Origin of the sequence: Phenylobacterium sp. (genome assembly GCF_025934275.1) — a bacterium.
In the GTDB taxonomy this organism is placed as follows: Bacteria; Pseudomonadota; Alphaproteobacteria; order Caulobacterales; family Caulobacteraceae; genus Phenylobacterium.
Window position 1 is genome coordinate 1 of the sequence record NZ_JAICYI010000053.1, and the last position, 17,621, is coordinate 17,621.

The window sequence follows — 17,621 nt, forward strand, 5'->3', positions numbered from 1 at the left end:
CGGGCGAACTGCGCATGGTGCCGGACGGCTGCATGGCCACGGTGGGCGCCGTCTCCAACCCCGACCACATGAACGAGGTCATGGGCAAGGCCGGGCGCGTCCGCCACAAGGGCCGCCGGCCGCACGTCCGCGGCGTCGCCATGAACCCGGTCGACCACCCGCACGGCGGCGGCGAGGGCAAGACCTCGGGCGGCCGCAATCCGGTCACGCCCTGGGGCAAGCCGACCAAGGGCGCCAAGACCCGCACCAACAAGACGACGGATAAGTTCATCATCCGCTCGCGCCACGCTCGGAAGGCTCGCTAACCGATGACCCGCTCTGTTTGGAAAGGTCCGTTCGTCGACGGATACCTGCTCAAGAAGGCCGAGGCCGTCCAAGGGTCCGGCCGCAAGGACGTCATCAAGACCTGGTCGCGTCGCTCGACCATCATGCCCCAGTTCGTGGGCCTGACCTTCGGCGTCCACAACGGCCAGAAGCACGTGCCCGTGCTGGTCACCGAAGACATGGTCGGCATGAAGCTGGGCGAGTTTGCGCCCACCCGGTACTTCCCGGGCCACGCGGCCGACCGGAAGGCCAAGAGGAAGTAGGCATGAGCAAGAAAGCCAAAGCGCGCCGGCTCTCCGCCGCCGAGGCCGTGGCCAAGGTCCGCACGCTGCGCACCAGCCCGCGCAAGCTGAACCTGGTGGCCGCCTCGATCCGGGGGTTGAAGGTGCAGCGCGCGCTCAACGAACTCGAGTTCAGCCCCAGGCGCATCGCCCGCGACGTGCGCAAGGCGCTCTATTCGGCGATCTCCAACGCCGAGAACAACCACAACCTCGATATCGACTCCCTCGTCGTGGCCGAGGCTTTCGTGGGCAAGAACCTGGTGATGAAGCGCTTCGCCGCCCGCGCGCGCGGCCGCGCTTCGCGCATCGAAAAGCCGTTCAGCGAGATCACCATCGTGGTCCGCGAGCTTGGCGAGGCGGCCTGATGGGTCAGAAAGTCAATCCGGTCGGGCTGCGTCTCGGCATCAACCGCACCTGGGATTCCCGCTGGTTCGCCGATGGCGCCGACTACGGCCGCCTCTTGCACGAGGACATCAAGATCCGCCGCTGGCTGAAGAAGCGTCTCTACCAGGCAGGCGTCTCGCGGATCGTGATCGAGCGGCCGCACAAGAAGTGCCGCATCACGATATATGCCGCGCGCCCGGGCGTGATCATCGGCAAGAAGGGCGCCGACATCGACAAGCTGCGCAAGGACGTGGCGGCGATGACCGACGGCGAGGTCCACCTCAACATCGTCGAGGTGCGCAAGCCCGAAACGGACGCCCAGCTGGTGGCTGAGAACATCGCCCAGCAGTTGGAGCGGCGGGTGGCGTTCCGCCGCGCGATGAAGCGCTCCATCCAGTCCGCCATGCGGCTGGGCGCCAAGGGTGTGCGGATCAACGTCTCCGGCCGTCTCGGCGGGGCCGAGATCGCCCGGATGGAGTGGTACCGCGAGGGACGCGTGCCGCTGCACACCTTGCGCGCCGACGTCGACTACGGCGTGACCGAAGCCAGGACCACCTACGGCATCATCGGCGTGAAGGTGTGGATCTTCAAAGGCGAAGTGCTGGAGCACGACCCCATGGCGCTCGACAAGCGGCTGGCGGGCGAGAGCGGGCCGGCCGGAGAAGGCGGCGGGCGTGAGCGGGGCGATCGGCCGGACCGCGGTCCGCGCCGCGAACGCCGCGGCGAGCCGCAGAACGCTTAAGGGCCTGACCGATGCTGTCTCCGAAGAAGACCAAGTACCGCAAGCAGTTCAAGGGTCGCATCTCCGGCATGGCCAAGGGGGGCGCCTTGCTGAACTTCGGCTCCTACGGGCTGAAGTCGATGGAGCCCGAGCGGATCACCGCGCGCCAGATCGAAGCCGCGCGGCGGGCGATCACCCGCCAGATGAAACGTCAGGGCCGCGTATGGATCCGAATCTTCCCGGACGTGCCGGTCACCGGAAAGCCCGCGGAAGTCCGCATGGGCTCCGGCAAGGGTTCGGTCGAGTTCTGGGCCGCGCGCGTCGAGCCCGGCCGGATCATGTTCGAGGTGGACGGCGTGCCCGACGACGTGGCCCGCGAAGCGCTGCGCCTCGGCGCGGCCAAGCTTCCGGTCAAGACCAAGATCGTCACCCGCATCGACGCGGCCGCCCAGGAGCACGCGTGATGAAGATCGACGATGTCCGGGGGCTCACCCCCGACCAGCTCAGCGAGCAGCTGATCAACCTGAAGAAGGAGCAGTTCAACCTGCGCTTCCAACGGGCGACGGGCCAGCTCGAGAAGACCCACCGCGTGGACCAGGTGCGCAAGGATATCGCGCGCATCAAGACCGTGCTGCGCGGCAAGGCGCAGGCCTAAGGAGCCCGATCGATGCCGAAACGAATTCTCGAGGGCGTGGTCGTCTCCGACAAGGGCGACAAGACGGTGGTGGTGAAGGTCGAGCGGACCTTCCTGCACCCGGTGCTGAAAAAGACCGTCCGCCGGTCGAAGAAGTACCACGCTCACGACGAGGCCAACGCCTACAAGGCCGGCGAGATCGCCCGGATCATCGAGTGCGCGCCGAAGTCGAAGACCAAAACCTGGGAAGTGCTGCCCAAGGGCGGCGCGGCCCAAGCCTGAGAGATCGCCAGTCATGATCCAGATGCAGACTAACCTGGACGTCGCCGACAATTCCGGCGCCCGCCGGGTCATGTGCATCAAGGTGCTCGGCGGGGCCAAACGCCGTTACGCCGGCGTGGGCGACAGGATCGTCGTCTCCGTCAAGGAAGCGATCCCGCGCGGCCGCGTGAAGAAGGGCGACGTGCTGCAGGCGATCGTCGTTCGCACCAGCCAGAGCATCAAGCGGCGCGACGGATCGGTGATCCGCTTCGACAAGAACGCCGCGGTGATCGTCAACAAGCAGAGCGAGCCGATCGGCACGCGAATCTTCGGCCCGGTTCCGCGCGAGCTGCGCGCCAAGAACCACATGAAGATCATTTCGCTCGCGCCCGAGGTGCTGTGATGGCCGCGAAGATCAGGAAAGGCGACCGCGTGGTGGTCCTCGCCGGCAAGGACAAGGGCCGTGAAGGCACGGTCGCCCGGGTGTTCCCGAAGGATCAGCGAGTGATCGTCGAGGGCCTCAACATGGTCCATCGCCACACCCGCCCCACGCAGTTCGATCCGCAGGGCGGCATCAAGAACAAGGAAGCGCCGATCCACGTCTCAAACGTCGCCATCGTCGACTCGAAGGGCAAGCGCACCCGCGTCGGCTTCCGCGTGGAGGGGGACAAGAAGGTGCGGTTCGCCAAGACGACCGGCGAGGTGATCAATGGCTGACGACGCTTACGAACCGCGCCTGAAGAGCGAGTACAAGGCGCGCATCCGCAAGGCGCTGCGCGACCGCTTCGGCTACACCAACGAGATGCAGATCCCCAAGATCGACAAGATCGTCATCAACATGGGGATCGGCGAGGCGGTGGCGGACTCCAAGAAGGTCCAGTCGGCGATGACCGACCTGGCCAAGATCGCCGGCCAGAAGCCGGTGCCGACCAAGGCGCGCACCTCGATCGCCGCGTTCAAGCTGCGCGAGGGCATGACCATCGGCGCCAAGGTGACGCTGCGCCAGGACCGCATGTACGAGTTCCTCGACCGGCTGATCACCATCGCCCTGCCGCGGGTGAAGGACTTCCGGGGCCTGAAGCCGACCTCCTTCGACGGCCGCGGCAACTACGCCATGGGGCTTCGTGAGCACATCGTGTTCCCGGAGATCAACTACGACCAGATCGACCAGATCTGGGGCATGGACATCATCATCACCACGACTGCGAGGACCGACGACGAAGCTCGCGAGCTTCTTCGGGAATTCCAGTTCCCGTTCACGGCTTGAGGACGGGAGGGAAGAAAGAGACATGGCCAAGAAAAGCGCCGTCAACCGCAACCAACGGGTCAAGAAGCTGGTGCAGCAGTACGCCGCCAAGCGCCAGCTGCTGAAGGACATCGCCAACGACGAGTCCCTGCCGCTCGAGGAGCGTTTCGACGCCCGCCTCAAACTGGCCCAGCTGCCGCGCAACGGCTCGCCGACTCGCGTCCGCAACCGGTGCGAGATCACCGGCCGGCCGCGCGCCTATTACCGCAAGCTGAAGATGAGCCGCATCGCGCTCCGCGACCTCGGCGCCGCGGGTCTGATCCCCGGCCTCGTCAAGTCGAGCTGGTAGGAGAGGGGATCATGGTCAACGACCCCATCGGCGATCTGATCGCCCGCATCAAGAACGCCGCCCAGCGCGGCCGCTCGAAGCTCACCACGCCGGCCTCGAAGATGCGCGCCCGCGTCCTCGATGTGCTGCTCGAGGAGGGCTACATCCGCGGCTACCACCTGGTGGAGAAGCCCGGCGCCTTCCCCGAGTTCGAGATCGAGCTCAAGTACTTCGACGGCCAGTCGGTGATTGCAGAGATCAGCCGGGTCTCCAAGCCCGGCCGCCGCGTCTATTCGTCGATCAAGGACCTGAAGCCGGTGAAGAACGGCCTCGGGATCTCGATCCTGTCGACGCCGAAGGGCGTCATGTCCGACACCGCAGCCCGCGAGGCGAACGTGGGCGGCGAAGTCATCGCCCGGGTCTACTGAGATGTCGCGTATCGGCAAGAAGCCCGTCGAACTCCCGAGCGGCGTGCAGGCGACCGTCGAGGGCCAGACGGTGACCGTGAAGGGGCCGAAGGGCCAGCTCGCCTGGACGCTCGCCGACGAGATCGAGCCCAAGCTCGATGGCCAGCAGCTCGTGCTCGCCACGCGCAGCGACAGCGCGCGGGCGCAGGCGATGTGGGGCCTTTCGCGCAGCCTGGTGAACAACATGGTGGTCGGCGTCACCAAGGGCTACGAGCGGACGCTCGAGCTCGTCGGCGTCGGCTATCGCGCGGCGATGAAGGGCCAGACGCTCTCCATGCAGCTCGGTTTCTCGCACGACGTGGAGATCAAGCCGCCGCCGGGCATCAGTTTCGCCGTGCCGCGGCAGACCGAGATCCGCGTCTCCGGCATCGACAAGCAGTTGGTCGGCGAGATCACCGCCCGCATCCGACGCGTGCGTCCGCCCGAGCCGTACAAGGGCAAGGGGGTCCGCTACGCCGGCGAGCAGGTCCGCCGCAAGGAAGGCAAGAAGAAGTAGTCATGGCGCTCTCTCCTCGCGACACATCCAAGCGTCGGGCGCAACGAAACCGAACGCGGCTGCGCAAGATGGCCAGCGGCCGTCCGCGGCTGTCGGTGTTCCGCTCGGCGAAGAACATCTACGCCCAGGTCATCGACGACGAACGGGGCGTCACCCTGGCGGCCGCCTCGTCGCTGGAAGGTGCCGACGCCAAGGCGAAGTCCAAGACCAAGGGCTCGGACAAGGACGCCGCCGCTCGCGTCGGCGCCCTGGTGGCGCAACGCGCCATCGAGAAGGGCGTCAAGGACGTGGTGTTCGACCGTGGCGGCTATCTCTATCACGGCCGGGTGAAGGCGCTGGCGGACGCCGCGCGCGAAGCCGGCCTGAATTTCTAAGGAACCCTCGATGGCTCGCAGGAACGAAGACCGCGGCGATCGTCGCAATCGCAACGAAGACGAGCGCGACAGCGAAATCGTCGAAAAGCTGGTGCACATCAATCGCGTCGCCGCCACGGTGAAGGGCGGCCGGCGCTTCTCGTTCGCCGCCCTGATGGTGGTCGGCGACCAGAAAGGCCGGGTCGGCTTCGGTCACGGCAAGGCGCGCGAGGTGCCGGAAGCCATCCGCAAGGCGACCGAGGAAGCCAAGAAGTCGATGATCCGGGTGCCGCTGCGCGAGAGCCGCACGCTGCACCACGACGGCAACGGCCGCTGGGGCGCCGGCAAGGTGCTGGTCCGCGCTGCGCCGCCCGGCACCGGCGTGATCGCCGGCGGCCCGATGCGCGCGGTGCTCGAGACGCTCGGCGTGCAGGACGTGGTCGGCAAGTCGATGGGCTCGTCCAACCCCTACAACATGGTCCGGGCGACCTTCGAGGCGCTTAAGGCGCAGGCCTCGCCGCGCCAGGTCGCGGCCAAGCGCGGCAAGAAGGTCTCCGACGTCATCGGCCGCAGGTCCGACGGCGCCTCGGCGGCGCAGCCCGCCGCGGACGCGGAGGCCTAGACGTCATGGCTAAGGAATCCGGCAAGATCACCGTCCGCCAGACCGGCAGCCCGATCCGCCGCCGCAAGGATCAGCGCGCCACCCTGGTGGGTCTCGGCCTGAACCGTGTCGGCCGGAGCTCCACGCTGGAGGACACTCCCGCCGTCCGCGGCATGATCGCCAAGGTCGCGCACATGGTGGAGGTGGTGGAGTAGGGCTCCAGCCTCTCCTGGAAGGGGAGGGATGAATTCACAGCCGAGTCCGGCCCAACCGGGCGATTGAACTCCGAAGGAGAGGCGTCAGATGACCAAGCTCAACGAACTTTCCCCGCGCGAAGGCTCCACCAAGGACCGCATGCGAGTGGGCCGCGGGCCCGGATCCGGCAAGGGCAAGACCGCCGGCCGCGGCGTCAAGGGCCAGAAGTCGCGCACCGGCGTCGCCATCGCCGGCTTCGAAGGCGGCCAGATGCCGCTGCACATGCGCATGCCCAAGCGCGGCTTCAACAAACCGTTCCGCAAGCAGTTCGTGGAAGTAAACCTGTGGCGCATCGAGCAGGCGATCGCCGCCGGCAAGCTCGACGCCAAGCAGCCGATCGACGCCGACGCCCTGGTGGCCGCCGGCGTGTTGCGCCGCGCCAAGGACGGCGTGAAGCTGCTGGGCAAGGGCGAGCTCAAGTCCAAGCTCACCATCACCGTCTATTCGGCCTCGGCGGCGGCCCGCGCGGCGGTGGAGAAGGCGGGCGGCTCGCTCACCGCGACGCGCGCCGAAGCCCCCGCGGACGCCCCGGCCTGAGCCCCGCGACCATTCCGGTCTCGCGCATCGCCGCAGAGCGCCTTATCTCAGGCGGACCTGAGAAGATCCCGAGGGAATCCTAGATGGCTTCGGCCGCCGAACAGCTCGCCGCCAACATGAACTTCGAAGCCTTCCAGAAGGCGACGGAGCTCCACAAGCGGATCTGGTTCACCCTGGTGGCGATGGTGGTCTATCGCCTCGGCGCCTGGATCCCGATCCCCGGCATCGACATCAACGCCTTCGCACAGGCCTTCCAGGGCCAGGCCAAGGGCATCCTGGGCATGTTCAACATGTTCTCGGGGGGTGCGGTCTCGCGGATGGCGGTCTTCGCGCTCAACGTGATGCCCTACATCTCGGCCTCGATCATCGTGCAGCTCCTGGGCAGCGTCTATCCGCCCTGGGAGAAGCTCCGGAAGGAAGGCGGCGAGGCGGGCCGCAAGCAGCTCAACCAGTACACCCGCTATCTCACCGTCGTGCTGGCGGTCTTCCAGTCTTTCGGCATCGCCATGGGCCTGCAGGCGAGCCAGGGCGTCGTCGACCACCCGGGCCTGTTCTTTGTCGTCTCGACGGTCGTGACGCTTACCGGCGGCACCATGTTCCTGATGTGGCTCGGCGAGCAGATCACCAGCCGCGGCGTCGGCAACGGCACCAGCCTGATCATCTTCGCCGGCATCGTTGCAGTGATCCCGCGCTACCTCGGCCAGGCCTTCTCGCTGGCCAGGACCGGCGCCTCGAACATGAGCGCCGGGACGCTCATCGTCATCCTCATCGGCATCGTGGCCGTGACCATGGGGATCGTCTTCATCGAGCGGTCGCAGCGGCGCATCCTGGTGCAGTATCCCAAACGCCAGGTCGGCAACCGCATGTTCGGCGGCGACACCTCCTTCCTGCCGCTGAAGATCAACACCTCCGGAGTGATCCCGCCGATCTTCGCCTCCTCGCTGCTGCTGCTGCCGGCCACCGTCATGGGCTTCCTGGCGACCGCCAACCTTCCGTCCTGGGCGCAGTGGCTGCCGGGCGCCGTGGGCCAGCTGCAGCACGGCCGACCGCTGTTCATGGTGCTCTACGGCGCGCTGATCGTCTTCTTCACCTTCTTCTACACCTCGGTGGTGTTCAATCCGGAGGAGACGGCGGAGAACCTGCGCAAGTACGGCGGCTTCATGCCGGGCATCCGTCCGGGCAAGCGGACGGCGGAATACCTGGACTACGTGCTCACCCGCCTGACAGTGATCGGGGCGGCCTACATCGCCCTCGTCTGCCTGCTGCCGGAGGGGCTGATCGGCTTCTACAACCTGCCCTTCTACATGGGCGGCACCTCGGTGCTGATCGTGGTGAGCGTCACCATGGATACCGTGACCCAGATCCAGTCGCATCTGCTAGCGCACCAGTATGAAGGCCTGATCAAGCGATCGAAGCTGCGCGGGATGCGCGGCCGCTGACGAAGAGAGCGTGGGTTCGCGCGGCCCCGCAGAGGGCCCGCGGATGGAGGGGCGTGGAGCGCATGAACCTGATCCTTTTCGGCCCGCCGGCGGCGGGGAAGGGCACGCAAGCCCGGCGGCTGGTCGAGACCCGGCGGATGGTCCAACTCTCGACGGGCGACATGCTGCGCGCCGCCATCGCCTCGGGCTCGGAGCTCGGGCAGCAAGTCTCGGGCATCATGCAGCGCGGCGGCCTGGTCTCCGACGAGATCGTCATCGCGCTGATCGAGGAGCGGTTGCCGGAGGCAGAGGCGGCCGGCGGGGCGATCTTCGACGGCTTCCCGCGCACGCTCGCCCAGGCCCAGGCGCTCGACATCATGCTGGAGCGCCGCGGCTCGCGGATCGACCTGGTCATCCGCCTGAAAGTCGACGACGAGGCGCTGATGCAGCGCGTCGCCGGCCGCTACGCGGAGAGCGGCCGTCCGGACGACAATCCCGACAGCTTCAAGGTCCGGCTCGGCGCGTACAATGACCAAACCGCGCCCCTGCTGCCTTACTACGAGAACCAGAGGAAGCTGCTCGAAGTGGACGGCATGGGCTCCATCGACGCGGTGGCCGCCGCCATCGACGAGGCGCTCGACGAGCCGCGCTGGTAGCGGGGCGGGCGCCCGCGGCGCGCCGCATTTGCGCCAAGACCCCGGTTCATGGTTTGGTTAGCCATGCTGCGCGAGATTGGCGCGGTGCAGGCGTGACGACGCGGGCAGGGCAGCGGGCCTTGCGCCGCCCATTGGTCGTTCACAAATGCGTCGTTCCGCCATTGACGGACGCGCAACGATCCTTATAACGAGGCGCTTCCGCGAAAGAGCGCGAAGGACGCGTCGGTCTATGCCTTTGGGTTGCAGGGCCGGGGCGCCGTTCGCGCTTCTCTTGCGTGATCAGGAGATCTCCCCACGTGGCCCGTATCGCTGGCGTCAATATTCCCACCAATAAGCGCGTCGTGGTCGCGCTGCAGTACATCCACGGGATTGGGCCGACGAAGGCCCGCGAGATCGTGAGCAAGGTCGGCATCGACGACGCCCGCCGGGTGAACGAGCTGACCGACCAGGAAGTCCTGCACATCCGTGAGGCGATCGACCACGACTACACCGTCGAAGGCGACCTGCGTCGCGAGACGGCCGTCAACATCAAGCGCCTGATGGACCTGGCCTGCTATCGCGGCCTGCGCCACCGCAAGGGCCTGCCGGTCCGCGGCCAGCGCACGCACACCAACGCCCGGACCCGCAAGGGTCCGGCCAAGCCGATCGCCGGCAAGAAGAAGTAAGAGAGCTTATCTCCGATGGCCAAGGAACCGGCGCGCGTCAAACGCCGCGAGCGCAAGAACATCACCTCCGGCGTGGCGCACGTGAACGCCTCGTTCAACAATACGATGATCACCATCACCGACGCCCAGGGGAACACCATCTCCTGGTCCTCCGCCGGCATGATGGGCTTCAAGGGTTCCCGCAAGTCGACGCCCTACGCCGCCCAGATGGCGGCCGAGGACGCTGGCCGGAAGGCCGCCGAGCATGGCGTGCGCACCCTGGAGGTCAATATCTCGGGGCCGGGCTCCGGCCGGGAGTCGGCGCTCCGGGCCCTGCAGGCCGTGGGCATGACCATCACCACCATCCGCGACGTCACCCCCATTCCGCACAACGGCTGCCGGCCGCCGAAGCGCCGGCGGGTCTGAGTAACGACGTATCCAACTCCCGACGCCGGCCCGCCGATGCGGCCGGCGATCCTGCGTTTCGAGGGACACCGTGATCGAAAGAAACTGGAACGAGCTTATCCGTCCCGAGAAGCCGCTGATCGAGACCGGCGCCGATGCCGCCCGCAAGGCGCGGCTGGTGGCCGAGCCGCTCGAGCGCGGCTTCGGCGTGACGCTGGGCAACAGCCTGCGGCGCGTGCTGCTCTCCTCACTGCAGGGCGCGGCGGTGACCGCGGTGCAGATCGACGGCGTGGTCCACGAGTTCTCTTCGCTGGAGGGCGTGCGTGAGGACGTCGTCGACGTCGTGCTCAACATCAAGCAGCTGGCGCTTCGCATGCACGCCGAGGGACCGAAGCGGATGACGCTGCGCGCCACCGGTCCCGGCGCGGTGACCGCCAGCCAGATCGAGGCGCCTTCCGACATCGAGATCCTGAACGGCGACCACGTGATCTGTACGCTGGACGAGGGCGCCTCGGTGCGCATGGAGTTCACGGTCCAGACCGGCAAGGGCTATGTCCCGGCCGAGATGAACCGGCCGGAGGACGCGCCGATCGGGCTGATCGCCGTGGACGCGCTCTACTCGCCGGTCAAGCGCGTCGCCTACCGCGTCGAGCCGACCCGCCAGGGCCAGAGCCTCGACTACGACAAGCTGGTCATGGAAGTGGAGACCAACGGCGCCGTCAGTCCGGTCGACGCCGTGGCCTATGCCGCGCGCATCTTGCAGGACCAGCTGCAGATCTTCATCACCTTCGAGGAGCCGAAGAAGAAGGTCGAAGGCGAGGCCAAGCCCGAGCTGCCCTTCAACCCGTCGCTGCTCAAGAAGGTCGACGAGCTGGAGCTGTCGGTCCGCTCGGCCAACTGCCTGAAGAACGACAACATCGTCTATATCGGCGACCTCATCCAGAAGACCGAGGCGGAGATGCTGCGCACCCCGAACTTCGGCCGCAAGTCGCTCAACGAGATCAAGGAAGTGCTGGCCGGCATGGGTCTGCACCTCGGCATGGACGTGCCGAACTGGCCGCCGGAGAACATCGAAGAGCTGGCCAAGAAGTTCGAAGACCAGATGTAACTTGCGCGGCGCGTCGAGAGACGCCCCGCCTCGAAGGAGAGTCACCCATGCGCCACGGTCACGCGCACCGCAAACTGGGCCGCACCACCAGCCACCGCACAGCCATGTTCGCCAACATGGCCGCCAGCCTGATCAAGCACGAGCAGATCGTGACCACCTTGCCGAAGGCCAAGGAGCTCCGGCCGTTCGTCGAGAAGCTGGTGACGCTCGCCAAGCGCGGGGACCTGCACGCCCGGCGCATCGCCATCTCGCGGGTCCGCGACGTCGAGCAGGTGGGCAAGCTGTTCGGCACACTCGGCCCGCGCTACGCCGAGCGTAGCGGCGGCTACATCCGGGTGCTGAAGGCAGGGTACCGCTTCGGCGACAATGCGCCCCTGGCGGTGATCGAGTTCGTCGACCGTGACCCGGCCGAGAAGGGCAAGGACTCCGGCCCCCTCGTCGAGAGCTTCGCCGAGGCCTGAACGCGGCGCGGTCGTCGCACGAGAGCCCCGATCAAATCGGGGGCTTTTCTTTCGGGCATTTAATTGCTATTTTCGACAAATATTATCGCATGTGAGAAGGAGAACGGCATGACGCGCGCATCGGTTACGCCGGCCATTTTCTACCAGGATCCCAAATCCGCCATCGCCTGGCTCGAGAAGGCGTTCGGGTTCGAACTTGCGATGCTGATCGAGACCCCCGACGGCCAGCTGTCCCATTCGGAGCTACGCGTCGGCGACGGCCTCATCATGGTGGGGACCGAGTGGCATGAGGATACCCGCAGCCCGAAATCGATCGGCGGCAAGAACACCCAGTTCCTGGACATCCACATCGACGACGACATCGACGGGCATTGCGCGCGGGCGAGGGTCGCGGGCGCTGAGATCATCCAGGAGCCCGAGACCCAGTTCTACGGCGACCGTACCTACCGGTGCCGCGATCCCGAGGGTCACCTCTGGACCATCGGCCAGACGGTCAAGGCGGTCACTCGGGAGGAGGCGGAACAGGCCAGCGGCCTGAAGATCCAGGGTTGGACGTGACAACCCGGCACGCCCGCATCGACCGAACGCTCGCCGCACTTGCCGACCGGCATCGCCGGCGGGCGGTTGATCTGTTGGCGGAACGGCCGCGTCCGGTTGGAGACTTGGCCCGCGCGCTTGATCTTCCGGCTCCGGCCATGAGCCGACACTTAAAGGTGCTGCGCGAGAGCGGCCTCGTCGAGGAGAGTCACCCCGAGTTCGACGCGCGAGTACGCATCTACGCCCTGAAGACCGGACCCATGACCGAGCTGAAGAGATGGCTTGAGGAAGCCGAAAGGCTGTGGGCCGAACAGCTGGCGGCCTTCAAGGCGCACGTCGAGCGAGGCGAATGACCTCGAAGGTCTTCCTGGCCATCCGGGTGCAGGCGGCGCCCCGGCGCGCCTTCGACCTCTTCGTCGGCGAGATCGGCCAGTGGTGGCGGCCGAATGGGTTATTCCAGACCACGCCGCGTGCGCCCGGGCGGCTCGCATTCGAGGCCGGCGAGGGCGGCCGGCTCACCGAAACCCTGGCGAACGGCAAGGTCTTCGAGATCGGCCGCATCGCCGTCTGGGAGCCGCCGTCGAGGCTGGTATTCTCCTATCGCCAGGCGAACTTCCCGCCCGATCTCCAGACCGAGGTCGAGGTCAGGTTCGAAGCGTTCGGCGAGGAAACCCGGGTCAGCGTCGAGCACCGCGGCTTCGATCGGGTTCCGGTCGGCAGCGCCGCCCGACACGGCTTCCCCGACCAGATCCTGCTGATGCGGCTGGCCGACTTCTGGCGCGCGCATCTTGCGTCGCTCGGCGGACTTGCGTAACGCTGATCTTCGAAGTTCCGGTTTTGTTTCCGCCAGGACGCACGATGGACGACGCCGCGACAAACCCGGTCGAGACACCCGCGCCCACCGCGGAGCGGTCCGGTCCGCGCCGGCGACAGGCGGCCTTCGGCTTCATCTTCGCCAGCGCGCTGATGAATTCCGTGTCGTTCGGCATCATGATCCCGATCCTGCCGAACCTGATCCGCCAGTTCACCGGCGGCGACACCGCAGCCGCGTCCGAGTGGAACATGGTGTTCGGGACCACCTGGGGGCTGATGCAGTTCTTCATGGGGCCGATCCTCGGCATGCTCTCCGACCGGGTGGGCCGCCGGCCGGTGCTGCTGATCTCCTTCTTCGGCCTGGCCGTCGACTTCCTGTTCATGGCCTTCGCCCCCAGCCTCTGGTGGCTCTACGTCGGCCGCATCCTGAACGGCATGACGGCCTCCAGCTTCTCCACGGCCGGCGCCTATCTCGCCGACGTCACCGCGCCAGAGCGCCGCGCCCGGAGCTTCGGCATGCTGACCTCGGCGTTCTCGTTCGGCTTCATCATCGGGCCGACCATCGGCGGGGTGCTCGGCGAGCACAGCCTCAGGCTGCCGTTCCTGGCGGCGGCGGCGATCACCGCCGTCAACTGGTTCTACGGGCTGCTGATCCTGCCGGAATCGCTGCCGCCGGAGCGTCGGCTGAAAGCGTTCCACTGGGCGCGCGCCAATCCTTTGGGATCGCTGCGCCTGCTGCGGGCCCACCCCGGCCTGCTGGGCCTGGCGGGCGTCGGTTTCCTGTTCCAGCTCGCACAGATCGTGCTGCCGACGATCTTCGTGCTCTACACGAGCTATCGGTATGGCTGGACGCCCGGCGTGCTGGGCATGACCTTTCTGCTCACCGGCGTGCTGGGCGTAATCGTGCAGATGTTCCTGGTCGGCCCGGCGGTCGGCCGCCTGGGCGAGCGGCGCGTGGTCCTGCTGGGCCTCCTGGCCGGCGCGAGCGGCTTCGTCTGGTATGGCGCCGCTTCGGCCGGCTGGGTCTATCTGCTCGGCGCGCCGATCTTCGCGCTCTCGGGCCTCATCATGCCCGGCCTGCAGGGCCTGATGACCCGCCGGGTCTCGCCCCAGGCCCAGGGCCAGTTGCAGGGCGCCAACCAGAGCCTGCAGGGGATCGCCTCGATCGTGGGGCCGCTGATCTTCGGCGAGACCTTCGCCTGGTCCCTCCGGCGGGAGGCGAGCCTGAATTCTCCGGGCCTCGCCATCTATGTCTCGGCAGGACTTCTGATCCTCGGTTTTGCGCTCGCGCTGCGCACCGCACGCGCACCGAACCCCGAGCCCCGGACGGCGTGAAGCCTCGCCATTATTGCGCCCGAAACCTTCGGAGAGTGCGACGGGTTCTCATCTCGTCCGGAGAGCCCATGCGCGCCATCCGCGTCCTGATCCCCGCCCTCGTCCTGCTCGCCGCCTGCTCGCCGTCCGGCCACAGCGCGGCGCAGACGCCCCTGCCCGCGCCGACACGCAGCGTGCCGACCAGCGCGCTCGGCATGCGCCAGTCCTTCGCGCCGGTGGTGAAGAAGGCCGCCCCGGCGGTGGTCAACATCTCCTCCAAGCGCCTGGTGCGCCAGCAGGTTGATCCGTTCTGGGAACTGTTCGGCATCGGCGCGCCGCGCGACCGGATCGTCGGCTCCCTGGGCTCGGGCGTGATCGTCCGATCCGACGGCATCATCATCACCAACAACCACGTCATCGAGAACGGCCAGGAGATCACCGTCTCGCTCGCCGACCGGCGCGAGTTCCCCGCCCACGTGCTGCTTGCCGACGCCCGCACGGACCTCGCCGTGCTGAAGATCGACGTGCCCGGCGGCAAGCTTCCGGCGCTGGCGATCAACGACACCGGCGACCTGCAGGTCGGCGATCTGGTGCTGGCCATCGGCGATCCGTTCGGGGTCGGCCAGACGGTCACCAACGGCATCGTCTCGGCGCTGAACCGGACGGCCGATCCTTCCGGCAGCGACGCCTCGAGCTACATCCAGACCGACGCGGCGATCAATCCGGGCAACTCGGGCGGGCCGCTGGTGGACATGAACGGCGAGATCATCGGCATCAACTCCTTCATCCTGTCGCGCTCCGGCACCTCCTCCGGCGTCGGCTTCGCGATTCCGGCGGCGCTGGTGAAGCGGGTGGTGGAGACAGCGCTCGGCGGCGGCCGATCGCTGGTCCGCGCCTGGCTCGGCGCGCGCACCCAATCGGTGACGCCCGATATCGCGCACAGCCTCGGCCTTGCGACGCCGCAGGGCGCGCTGGTCGCCGATATCTGGCCGGGCGGCCCCGCCGCCAAGGCCGGGTTGCACCAGGGCGACGTGGTGATGTCGGCCGATGGCAAGCCGGTCATCGACGCAGGCGGCCTCGCCTATGTGGTCTCGACCCATAAGATCGGTGATCCGATCCGGCTCGGCGTCCGTCGCGGCCGCAGCGACCAGCAGGTGATCCTCAGGGCCGAGCCGCCGCCCGCCAGCCCCGCCCGCGACGAGCGCGTGGTCAGCGGCCGCAACCCCCTGCAGGGCGCGACGGTGGTGAACTTGTCGCCGGCGGTCGCCGATCAGCTGGGCCTCGATCCCTTCGCGGCGACAGGCGTGATTATCCTCAGCGCCGGCCAAGGACTCGCCGGACAGGCCGGCCTGCGCCCAGGCGACATCGTCAAGGCGGTGAACGGCCGAAGCGTCGGCAACGTCGCCCAGCTGGTCAGCGCGCTGCAGACCGGCGCGCGCGTCTGGCAGCTCACCATCGAGCGGGATGGCCAGGAGATTACCGGCGAATTCCAGGTGTAGGCGGTTCCCTCCCTTCCCGGGGAGGGAAGTGCTACGTCCTTGCCATGGTCGACCTCTTCGAAGCCGCAGGACTGACGCCGCAGGCGCCTTCGCCGCTGGCCGATCGGCTGCGGCCGAAGACCCTGGATGAGGTGGTGGGCCAGGATGATCTGCTCGGGCCCGACGGTCCGATTCGGCGGATGGCTGAGGCCCAGCGGCTGTCCTCGATGGTCCTTTGGGGGCCGCCGGGCACGGGCAAGACCACCATCGCACGCCTGCTCGCGAAGGCGGCGGGCTATGAGTTTCAGCAGCTCTCGGCCGTGTTCTCGGGCGTCGCCGACCTGAAGAAAGCCTTCGAAGCCGCCCGCCTGCGGCGCGCCGCCGGCCAGTCGACCCTGCTCTTTGTCGACGAGATCCACCGGTTCAACCGCGCCCAGCAGGACGGATTCCTGCCGTTCGTGGAGGAGGGGATCGTCACCCTGGTGGGCGCCACCACCGAGAACCCGTCGTTCGAGCTCAACGGGGCGCTGCTCTCGCGTTGCCAGGTGTTCGTGCTGAAGCGCCTGGACGAGCGCGCGCTCGAGCAACTGCTGGAAAAGGCCGAAGCCTACGAGGCTCGTCCGCTGCCGCTCGAGCCCGAGGCGCGCGGCGCGCTGATGGCGCTGGCCGACGGCGACGGCCGCTACCTGCTCTCGCTCGCCGAGACCCTGTTCAATATCGGCTCGGCCCGACCGCTCGGCACCAAGGAACTGGGCCAGGCCCTGCAGAAGCGCTCGCCGGCCTACGACAAGGACCGCGAGGAGCACTACAACCTCATCTCCGCGCTCCATAAGTCGATCCGAGGCTCCGATCCGGACGCGGCGCTCTACTGGCTCGCGCGCATGCTGGCGGGCGGAGAGGATCCGCTGTTCATCGCCCGCCGGCTGATCCGGGCGGCCGCCGAGGACGTCGGCGAGGCCGATCCGCTGTCGCTGTTGCTGGCGAACGCCGCCAAGGAGACCTACGACTTCCTGGGTTCGCCCGAGGGCGAGATCGCGCTCGCCCAGACGGTGGTGCACCTGGCCACCGCGCCCAAGTCCAACGCCGTCTACAAGGCGTTCGGCGCAGCCATGGCGGCCGCGAAGGAGACGGGCTCGCTGATGCCCCCCAAGCATATCCTGAACGCGCCCACACGGCTCATGAAGGACCTCGGCTACGGCAAGGGCTACGCCTACGATCACGAGGCCGAGGAAGGCTTCTCCGGCCAGGACTACTTCCCCGAGGAGATGGAGCGGCGGCGCTTCTACCAGCCGAAGGGCGAGGGCTCGGAGGCGCGCATCAAGGAAAGGCTGGAGCGCTGGGCGGCGCTCAGGAACGCGAAAAGCGGGTGAATACGGAGACCGTTGTTCTCCGAAGCGAACAGTCCTAGCCTCGGGCGGCAACCTTCGGGGGAGGGATACCTATGACGGCTACTGCTGAGACGCCGCGCGTCAGCGCGCCCATCCACCTCTGGATCGTGAGCCTGATCGCGGTCGCCTGGAACGCATTCGGCGCCTACGACTACCTCATGAGCAAGACGCAGGGCGACGCCTACCTGCGGAAAATGGGTGAGACCGACGCTCAGATCGCGCATATGCACGCCTACCCGGTCTGGATGACGGCGGATTGGGCGATCGGCGTCTGGGGCGGGCTGCTGGCGGCCGTTCTGCTGCTGGCTCGCATGCGCTACGCCTTCCACGTGTTCGTCCTCTCGCTGGCCGCCTTCCTGGTGATGCTCGCCTACACCTACCTGCTCAGCGACGGCGCAAAGGCGATGGGCGAGCAGGGCATGATCTTCAACCTGGTGATCCTGGCATTCTGCGTGTTCTTCACCTGGTACGCGTGGCTGATGGCGAAGCGGGGCGTCCTCCGCTAGACGAG

Annotated in this window: 29 protein-coding genes and 1 pseudogene; all 30 read left to right on the forward strand. The window is 67.5% G+C overall.

From position 1 onward, the window contains the following. A pseudogene (gene rplB / locus Q0W60_RS13270) lies at window positions 1-305 on the forward strand (50S ribosomal protein L2); the annotation flags it as partial. Between the two features lie 3 nt (window positions 306-308). Then, on the forward strand, window positions 309-587 hold the full coding sequence (gene rpsS, locus Q0W60_RS13275; RefSeq protein WP_297696353.1) for a 30S ribosomal protein S19: 279 nt from the start codon (window positions 309-311) through the stop codon (window positions 585-587). 2 nt (window positions 588-589) lie between these two features. Beyond that, window positions 590-970, forward strand: coding sequence for a 50S ribosomal protein L22 (gene rplV, locus Q0W60_RS13280; protein WP_297696355.1), 381 nt, complete (start codon window positions 590-592; stop codon window positions 968-970). Next, entirely contained in the window at window positions 970-1,731 is a 762-nt protein-coding gene (rpsC, locus tag Q0W60_RS13285) for a 30S ribosomal protein S3 (protein WP_297696357.1), read from the forward strand. Before rplV ends, rpsC begins: the two co-directional genes overlap by 1 nt. Window positions 1,732-1,742: 11 nt before the next feature. Continuing rightward, window positions 1,743-2,174, forward strand: coding sequence for a 50S ribosomal protein L16 (rplP, locus tag Q0W60_RS13290; protein ID WP_297696359.1), 432 nt, complete (start codon window positions 1,743-1,745; stop codon window positions 2,172-2,174). Next, the gene (rpmC, locus tag Q0W60_RS13295; protein ID WP_297696361.1) at window positions 2,174-2,365 is read left to right on the forward strand and encodes a 50S ribosomal protein L29; all 192 of its coding nucleotides are present in this window, start codon (window positions 2,174-2,176) and stop codon (window positions 2,363-2,365) included. The genes rplP and rpmC overlap by 1 nt, the downstream gene beginning before the upstream one ends. Before the next feature lie 12 nt (window positions 2,366-2,377). After that, window positions 2,378-2,626 carry a 30S ribosomal protein S17 gene (rpsQ, locus tag Q0W60_RS13300; RefSeq protein WP_297696362.1) on the forward strand — a complete coding sequence of 83 codons (249 nt, stop codon included), beginning with the start codon at window positions 2,378-2,380 and terminating at the stop codon, window positions 2,624-2,626. A 13-nt stretch (window positions 2,627-2,639) separates the two neighbouring features. Then, window positions 2,640-3,008, forward strand: a complete 369-nt coding sequence (gene rplN, locus Q0W60_RS13305; RefSeq protein ID WP_297696364.1) for a 50S ribosomal protein L14 — start codon at window positions 2,640-2,642, stop codon at window positions 3,006-3,008. Then, window positions 3,008-3,322, forward strand: a complete 315-nt coding sequence (gene rplX / locus Q0W60_RS13310; RefSeq protein WP_297696366.1) for a 50S ribosomal protein L24 — start codon at window positions 3,008-3,010, stop codon at window positions 3,320-3,322. The genes rplN and rplX overlap by 1 nt, the downstream gene beginning before the upstream one ends. Next, window positions 3,315-3,872: a 50S ribosomal protein L5 gene (gene rplE, locus Q0W60_RS13315; RefSeq protein ID WP_297696368.1), complete on the forward strand. Its 558-nt coding sequence runs from the start codon at window positions 3,315-3,317 to the stop codon at window positions 3,870-3,872. Before rplX ends, rplE begins: the two co-directional genes overlap by 8 nt. A 22-nt stretch (window positions 3,873-3,894) precedes the next feature. Beyond that, complete coding sequence (rpsN, locus tag Q0W60_RS13320) at window positions 3,895-4,200, forward strand: 30S ribosomal protein S14 (RefSeq protein WP_297696370.1); 306 nt, start codon at window positions 3,895-3,897, stop codon at window positions 4,198-4,200. An 8-nt stretch (window positions 4,201-4,208) separates the two neighbouring features. Continuing rightward, the gene (gene rpsH / locus Q0W60_RS13325; protein ID WP_297696427.1) at window positions 4,209-4,607 is read left to right on the forward strand and encodes a 30S ribosomal protein S8; all 399 of its coding nucleotides are present in this window, start codon (window positions 4,209-4,211) and stop codon (window positions 4,605-4,607) included. A 1-nt stretch (window position 4,608) separates the two neighbouring features. Further along, window positions 4,609-5,142 (forward strand): 50S ribosomal protein L6, encoded by a 534-nt coding sequence (rplF, locus tag Q0W60_RS13330; RefSeq protein WP_297696371.1) that lies wholly within the window; start codon window positions 4,609-4,611, stop codon window positions 5,140-5,142. A 2-nt stretch (window positions 5,143-5,144) separates the two neighbouring features. Further along, window positions 5,145-5,516: a 50S ribosomal protein L18 gene (rplR, locus tag Q0W60_RS13335; RefSeq protein ID WP_297696373.1), complete on the forward strand. Its 372-nt coding sequence runs from the start codon at window positions 5,145-5,147 to the stop codon at window positions 5,514-5,516. 10 nt (window positions 5,517-5,526) lie between these two features. Then, entirely contained in the window at window positions 5,527-6,117 is a 591-nt protein-coding gene (rpsE, locus tag Q0W60_RS13340; RefSeq protein ID WP_297696375.1) for a 30S ribosomal protein S5, read from the forward strand. A 5-nt stretch (window positions 6,118-6,122) separates the two neighbouring features. After that, window positions 6,123-6,311, forward strand: a complete 189-nt coding sequence (rpmD, locus tag Q0W60_RS13345; protein ID WP_297696377.1) for a 50S ribosomal protein L30 — start codon at window positions 6,123-6,125, stop codon at window positions 6,309-6,311. Between the two features lie 88 nt (window positions 6,312-6,399). Further along, window positions 6,400-6,888, forward strand: a complete 489-nt coding sequence (rplO, locus tag Q0W60_RS13350) for a 50S ribosomal protein L15 (protein ID WP_297696379.1) — start codon at window positions 6,400-6,402, stop codon at window positions 6,886-6,888. An 83-nt stretch (window positions 6,889-6,971) separates the two neighbouring features. After that, window positions 6,972-8,327, forward strand: coding sequence for a preprotein translocase subunit SecY (secY, locus tag Q0W60_RS13355; RefSeq protein ID WP_297696381.1), 1,356 nt, complete (start codon window positions 6,972-6,974; stop codon window positions 8,325-8,327). 62 nt (window positions 8,328-8,389) lie between these two features. Continuing rightward, complete coding sequence (locus Q0W60_RS13360; protein WP_297696383.1) at window positions 8,390-8,962, forward strand: adenylate kinase; 573 nt, start codon at window positions 8,390-8,392, stop codon at window positions 8,960-8,962. 296 nt (window positions 8,963-9,258) lie between these two features. Then, on the forward strand, window positions 9,259-9,627 hold the full coding sequence (gene rpsM, locus Q0W60_RS13365; RefSeq protein ID WP_297696384.1) for a 30S ribosomal protein S13: 369 nt from the start codon (window positions 9,259-9,261) through the stop codon (window positions 9,625-9,627). 15 nt (window positions 9,628-9,642) lie between these two features. Beyond that, window positions 9,643-10,032 (forward strand): 30S ribosomal protein S11, encoded by a 390-nt coding sequence (rpsK, locus tag Q0W60_RS13370; RefSeq protein WP_111528844.1) that lies wholly within the window; start codon window positions 9,643-9,645, stop codon window positions 10,030-10,032. A gap of 70 nt (window positions 10,033-10,102) precedes the next feature. After that, window positions 10,103-11,119 (forward strand): DNA-directed RNA polymerase subunit alpha, encoded by a 1,017-nt coding sequence (locus Q0W60_RS13375; RefSeq protein WP_297696388.1) that lies wholly within the window; start codon window positions 10,103-10,105, stop codon window positions 11,117-11,119. Between the two features lie 47 nt (window positions 11,120-11,166). Then, window positions 11,167-11,580, forward strand: coding sequence for a 50S ribosomal protein L17 (gene rplQ / locus Q0W60_RS13380; protein ID WP_297696390.1), 414 nt, complete (start codon window positions 11,167-11,169; stop codon window positions 11,578-11,580). 108 nt (window positions 11,581-11,688) lie between these two features. Then, window positions 11,689-12,138 (forward strand): VOC family protein, encoded by a 450-nt coding sequence (locus tag Q0W60_RS13385; RefSeq protein ID WP_297696392.1) that lies wholly within the window; start codon window positions 11,689-11,691, stop codon window positions 12,136-12,138. Then, window positions 12,135-12,470, forward strand: a complete 336-nt coding sequence (locus tag Q0W60_RS13390) for a metalloregulator ArsR/SmtB family transcription factor (protein WP_297696429.1) — start codon at window positions 12,135-12,137, stop codon at window positions 12,468-12,470. The genes Q0W60_RS13385 and Q0W60_RS13390 overlap by 4 nt, the downstream gene beginning before the upstream one ends. Further along, on the forward strand, window positions 12,467-12,931 hold the full coding sequence (locus Q0W60_RS13395; protein ID WP_297696394.1) for an SRPBCC domain-containing protein: 465 nt from the start codon (window positions 12,467-12,469) through the stop codon (window positions 12,929-12,931). Before Q0W60_RS13390 ends, Q0W60_RS13395 begins: the two co-directional genes overlap by 4 nt. Window positions 12,932-12,975: 44 nt before the next feature. Further along, window positions 12,976-14,265, forward strand: coding sequence for a TCR/Tet family MFS transporter (locus Q0W60_RS13400; RefSeq protein ID WP_297696396.1), 1,290 nt, complete (start codon window positions 12,976-12,978; stop codon window positions 14,263-14,265). 68 nt (window positions 14,266-14,333) lie between these two features. Further along, window positions 14,334-15,743 carry a Do family serine endopeptidase gene (locus Q0W60_RS13405; RefSeq protein WP_297696398.1) on the forward strand — a complete coding sequence of 470 codons (1,410 nt, stop codon included), beginning with the start codon at window positions 14,334-14,336 and terminating at the stop codon, window positions 15,741-15,743. A gap of 44 nt (window positions 15,744-15,787) precedes the next feature. Continuing rightward, window positions 15,788-17,092, forward strand: a complete 1,305-nt coding sequence (locus Q0W60_RS13410) for a replication-associated recombination protein A (protein ID WP_297696400.1) — start codon at window positions 15,788-15,790, stop codon at window positions 17,090-17,092. A gap of 71 nt (window positions 17,093-17,163) precedes the next feature. Next, window positions 17,164-17,616: a hypothetical protein gene (locus Q0W60_RS13415; RefSeq protein WP_297696402.1), complete on the forward strand. Its 453-nt coding sequence runs from the start codon at window positions 17,164-17,166 to the stop codon at window positions 17,614-17,616. The last annotated feature ends 5 nt before the right edge of the window (window positions 17,617-17,621 follow it).

Excerpts from the sequence above, each read along its gene's own strand:
- rpsS (WP_297696353.1), top strand. The coding sequence starts at position 309 with ATGACCCGCTCTGTTTGGAAAGGTCCGTTCGTCGACGGATACCTGCTC.
- rplV (WP_297696355.1), top strand. The coding sequence starts at position 590 with ATGAGCAAGAAAGCCAAAGCGCGCCGGCTCTCCGCCGCCGAGGCCGTG.
- rpsC (WP_297696357.1), top strand. The coding sequence starts at position 970 with ATGGGTCAGAAAGTCAATCCGGTCGGGCTGCGTCTCGGCATCAACCGC.
- rplP (WP_297696359.1), top strand. The coding sequence starts at position 1,743 with ATGCTGTCTCCGAAGAAGACCAAGTACCGCAAGCAGTTCAAGGGTCGC.
- rpmC (WP_297696361.1), top strand. The coding sequence starts at position 2,174 with ATGAAGATCGACGATGTCCGGGGGCTCACCCCCGACCAGCTCAGCGAG.
- rpsQ (WP_297696362.1), top strand. The coding sequence starts at position 2,378 with ATGCCGAAACGAATTCTCGAGGGCGTGGTCGTCTCCGACAAGGGCGAC.
- rplN (WP_297696364.1), top strand. The coding sequence starts at position 2,640 with ATGATCCAGATGCAGACTAACCTGGACGTCGCCGACAATTCCGGCGCC.
- rplX (WP_297696366.1), top strand. The coding sequence starts at position 3,008 with ATGGCCGCGAAGATCAGGAAAGGCGACCGCGTGGTGGTCCTCGCCGGC.
- rplE (WP_297696368.1), top strand. The coding sequence starts at position 3,315 with ATGGCTGACGACGCTTACGAACCGCGCCTGAAGAGCGAGTACAAGGCG.
- rpsN (WP_297696370.1), top strand. The coding sequence starts at position 3,895 with ATGGCCAAGAAAAGCGCCGTCAACCGCAACCAACGGGTCAAGAAGCTG.
- rplF (WP_297696371.1), top strand. The coding sequence starts at position 4,609 with ATGTCGCGTATCGGCAAGAAGCCCGTCGAACTCCCGAGCGGCGTGCAG.
- rplR (WP_297696373.1), top strand. The coding sequence starts at position 5,145 with ATGGCGCTCTCTCCTCGCGACACATCCAAGCGTCGGGCGCAACGAAAC.
- rpsE (WP_297696375.1), top strand. The coding sequence starts at position 5,527 with ATGGCTCGCAGGAACGAAGACCGCGGCGATCGTCGCAATCGCAACGAA.
- rpmD (WP_297696377.1), top strand. The coding sequence starts at position 6,123 with ATGGCTAAGGAATCCGGCAAGATCACCGTCCGCCAGACCGGCAGCCCG.
- rplO (WP_297696379.1), top strand. The coding sequence starts at position 6,400 with ATGACCAAGCTCAACGAACTTTCCCCGCGCGAAGGCTCCACCAAGGAC.
- secY (WP_297696381.1), top strand. The coding sequence starts at position 6,972 with ATGGCTTCGGCCGCCGAACAGCTCGCCGCCAACATGAACTTCGAAGCC.
- Q0W60_RS13360 (WP_297696383.1), top strand. The coding sequence starts at position 8,390 with ATGAACCTGATCCTTTTCGGCCCGCCGGCGGCGGGGAAGGGCACGCAA.
- rpsK (WP_111528844.1), top strand. The coding sequence starts at position 9,643 with ATGGCCAAGGAACCGGCGCGCGTCAAACGCCGCGAGCGCAAGAACATC.
- rplQ (WP_297696390.1), top strand. The coding sequence starts at position 11,167 with ATGCGCCACGGTCACGCGCACCGCAAACTGGGCCGCACCACCAGCCAC.
- Q0W60_RS13385 (WP_297696392.1), top strand. The coding sequence starts at position 11,689 with ATGACGCGCGCATCGGTTACGCCGGCCATTTTCTACCAGGATCCCAAA.
- Q0W60_RS13395 (WP_297696394.1), top strand. The coding sequence starts at position 12,467 with ATGACCTCGAAGGTCTTCCTGGCCATCCGGGTGCAGGCGGCGCCCCGG.
- Q0W60_RS13400 (WP_297696396.1), top strand. The coding sequence starts at position 12,976 with ATGGACGACGCCGCGACAAACCCGGTCGAGACACCCGCGCCCACCGCG.
- Q0W60_RS13405 (WP_297696398.1), top strand. The coding sequence starts at position 14,334 with ATGCGCGCCATCCGCGTCCTGATCCCCGCCCTCGTCCTGCTCGCCGCC.
- Q0W60_RS13410 (WP_297696400.1), top strand. The coding sequence starts at position 15,788 with ATGGTCGACCTCTTCGAAGCCGCAGGACTGACGCCGCAGGCGCCTTCG.
- Q0W60_RS13415 (WP_297696402.1), top strand. The coding sequence starts at position 17,164 with ATGACGGCTACTGCTGAGACGCCGCGCGTCAGCGCGCCCATCCACCTC.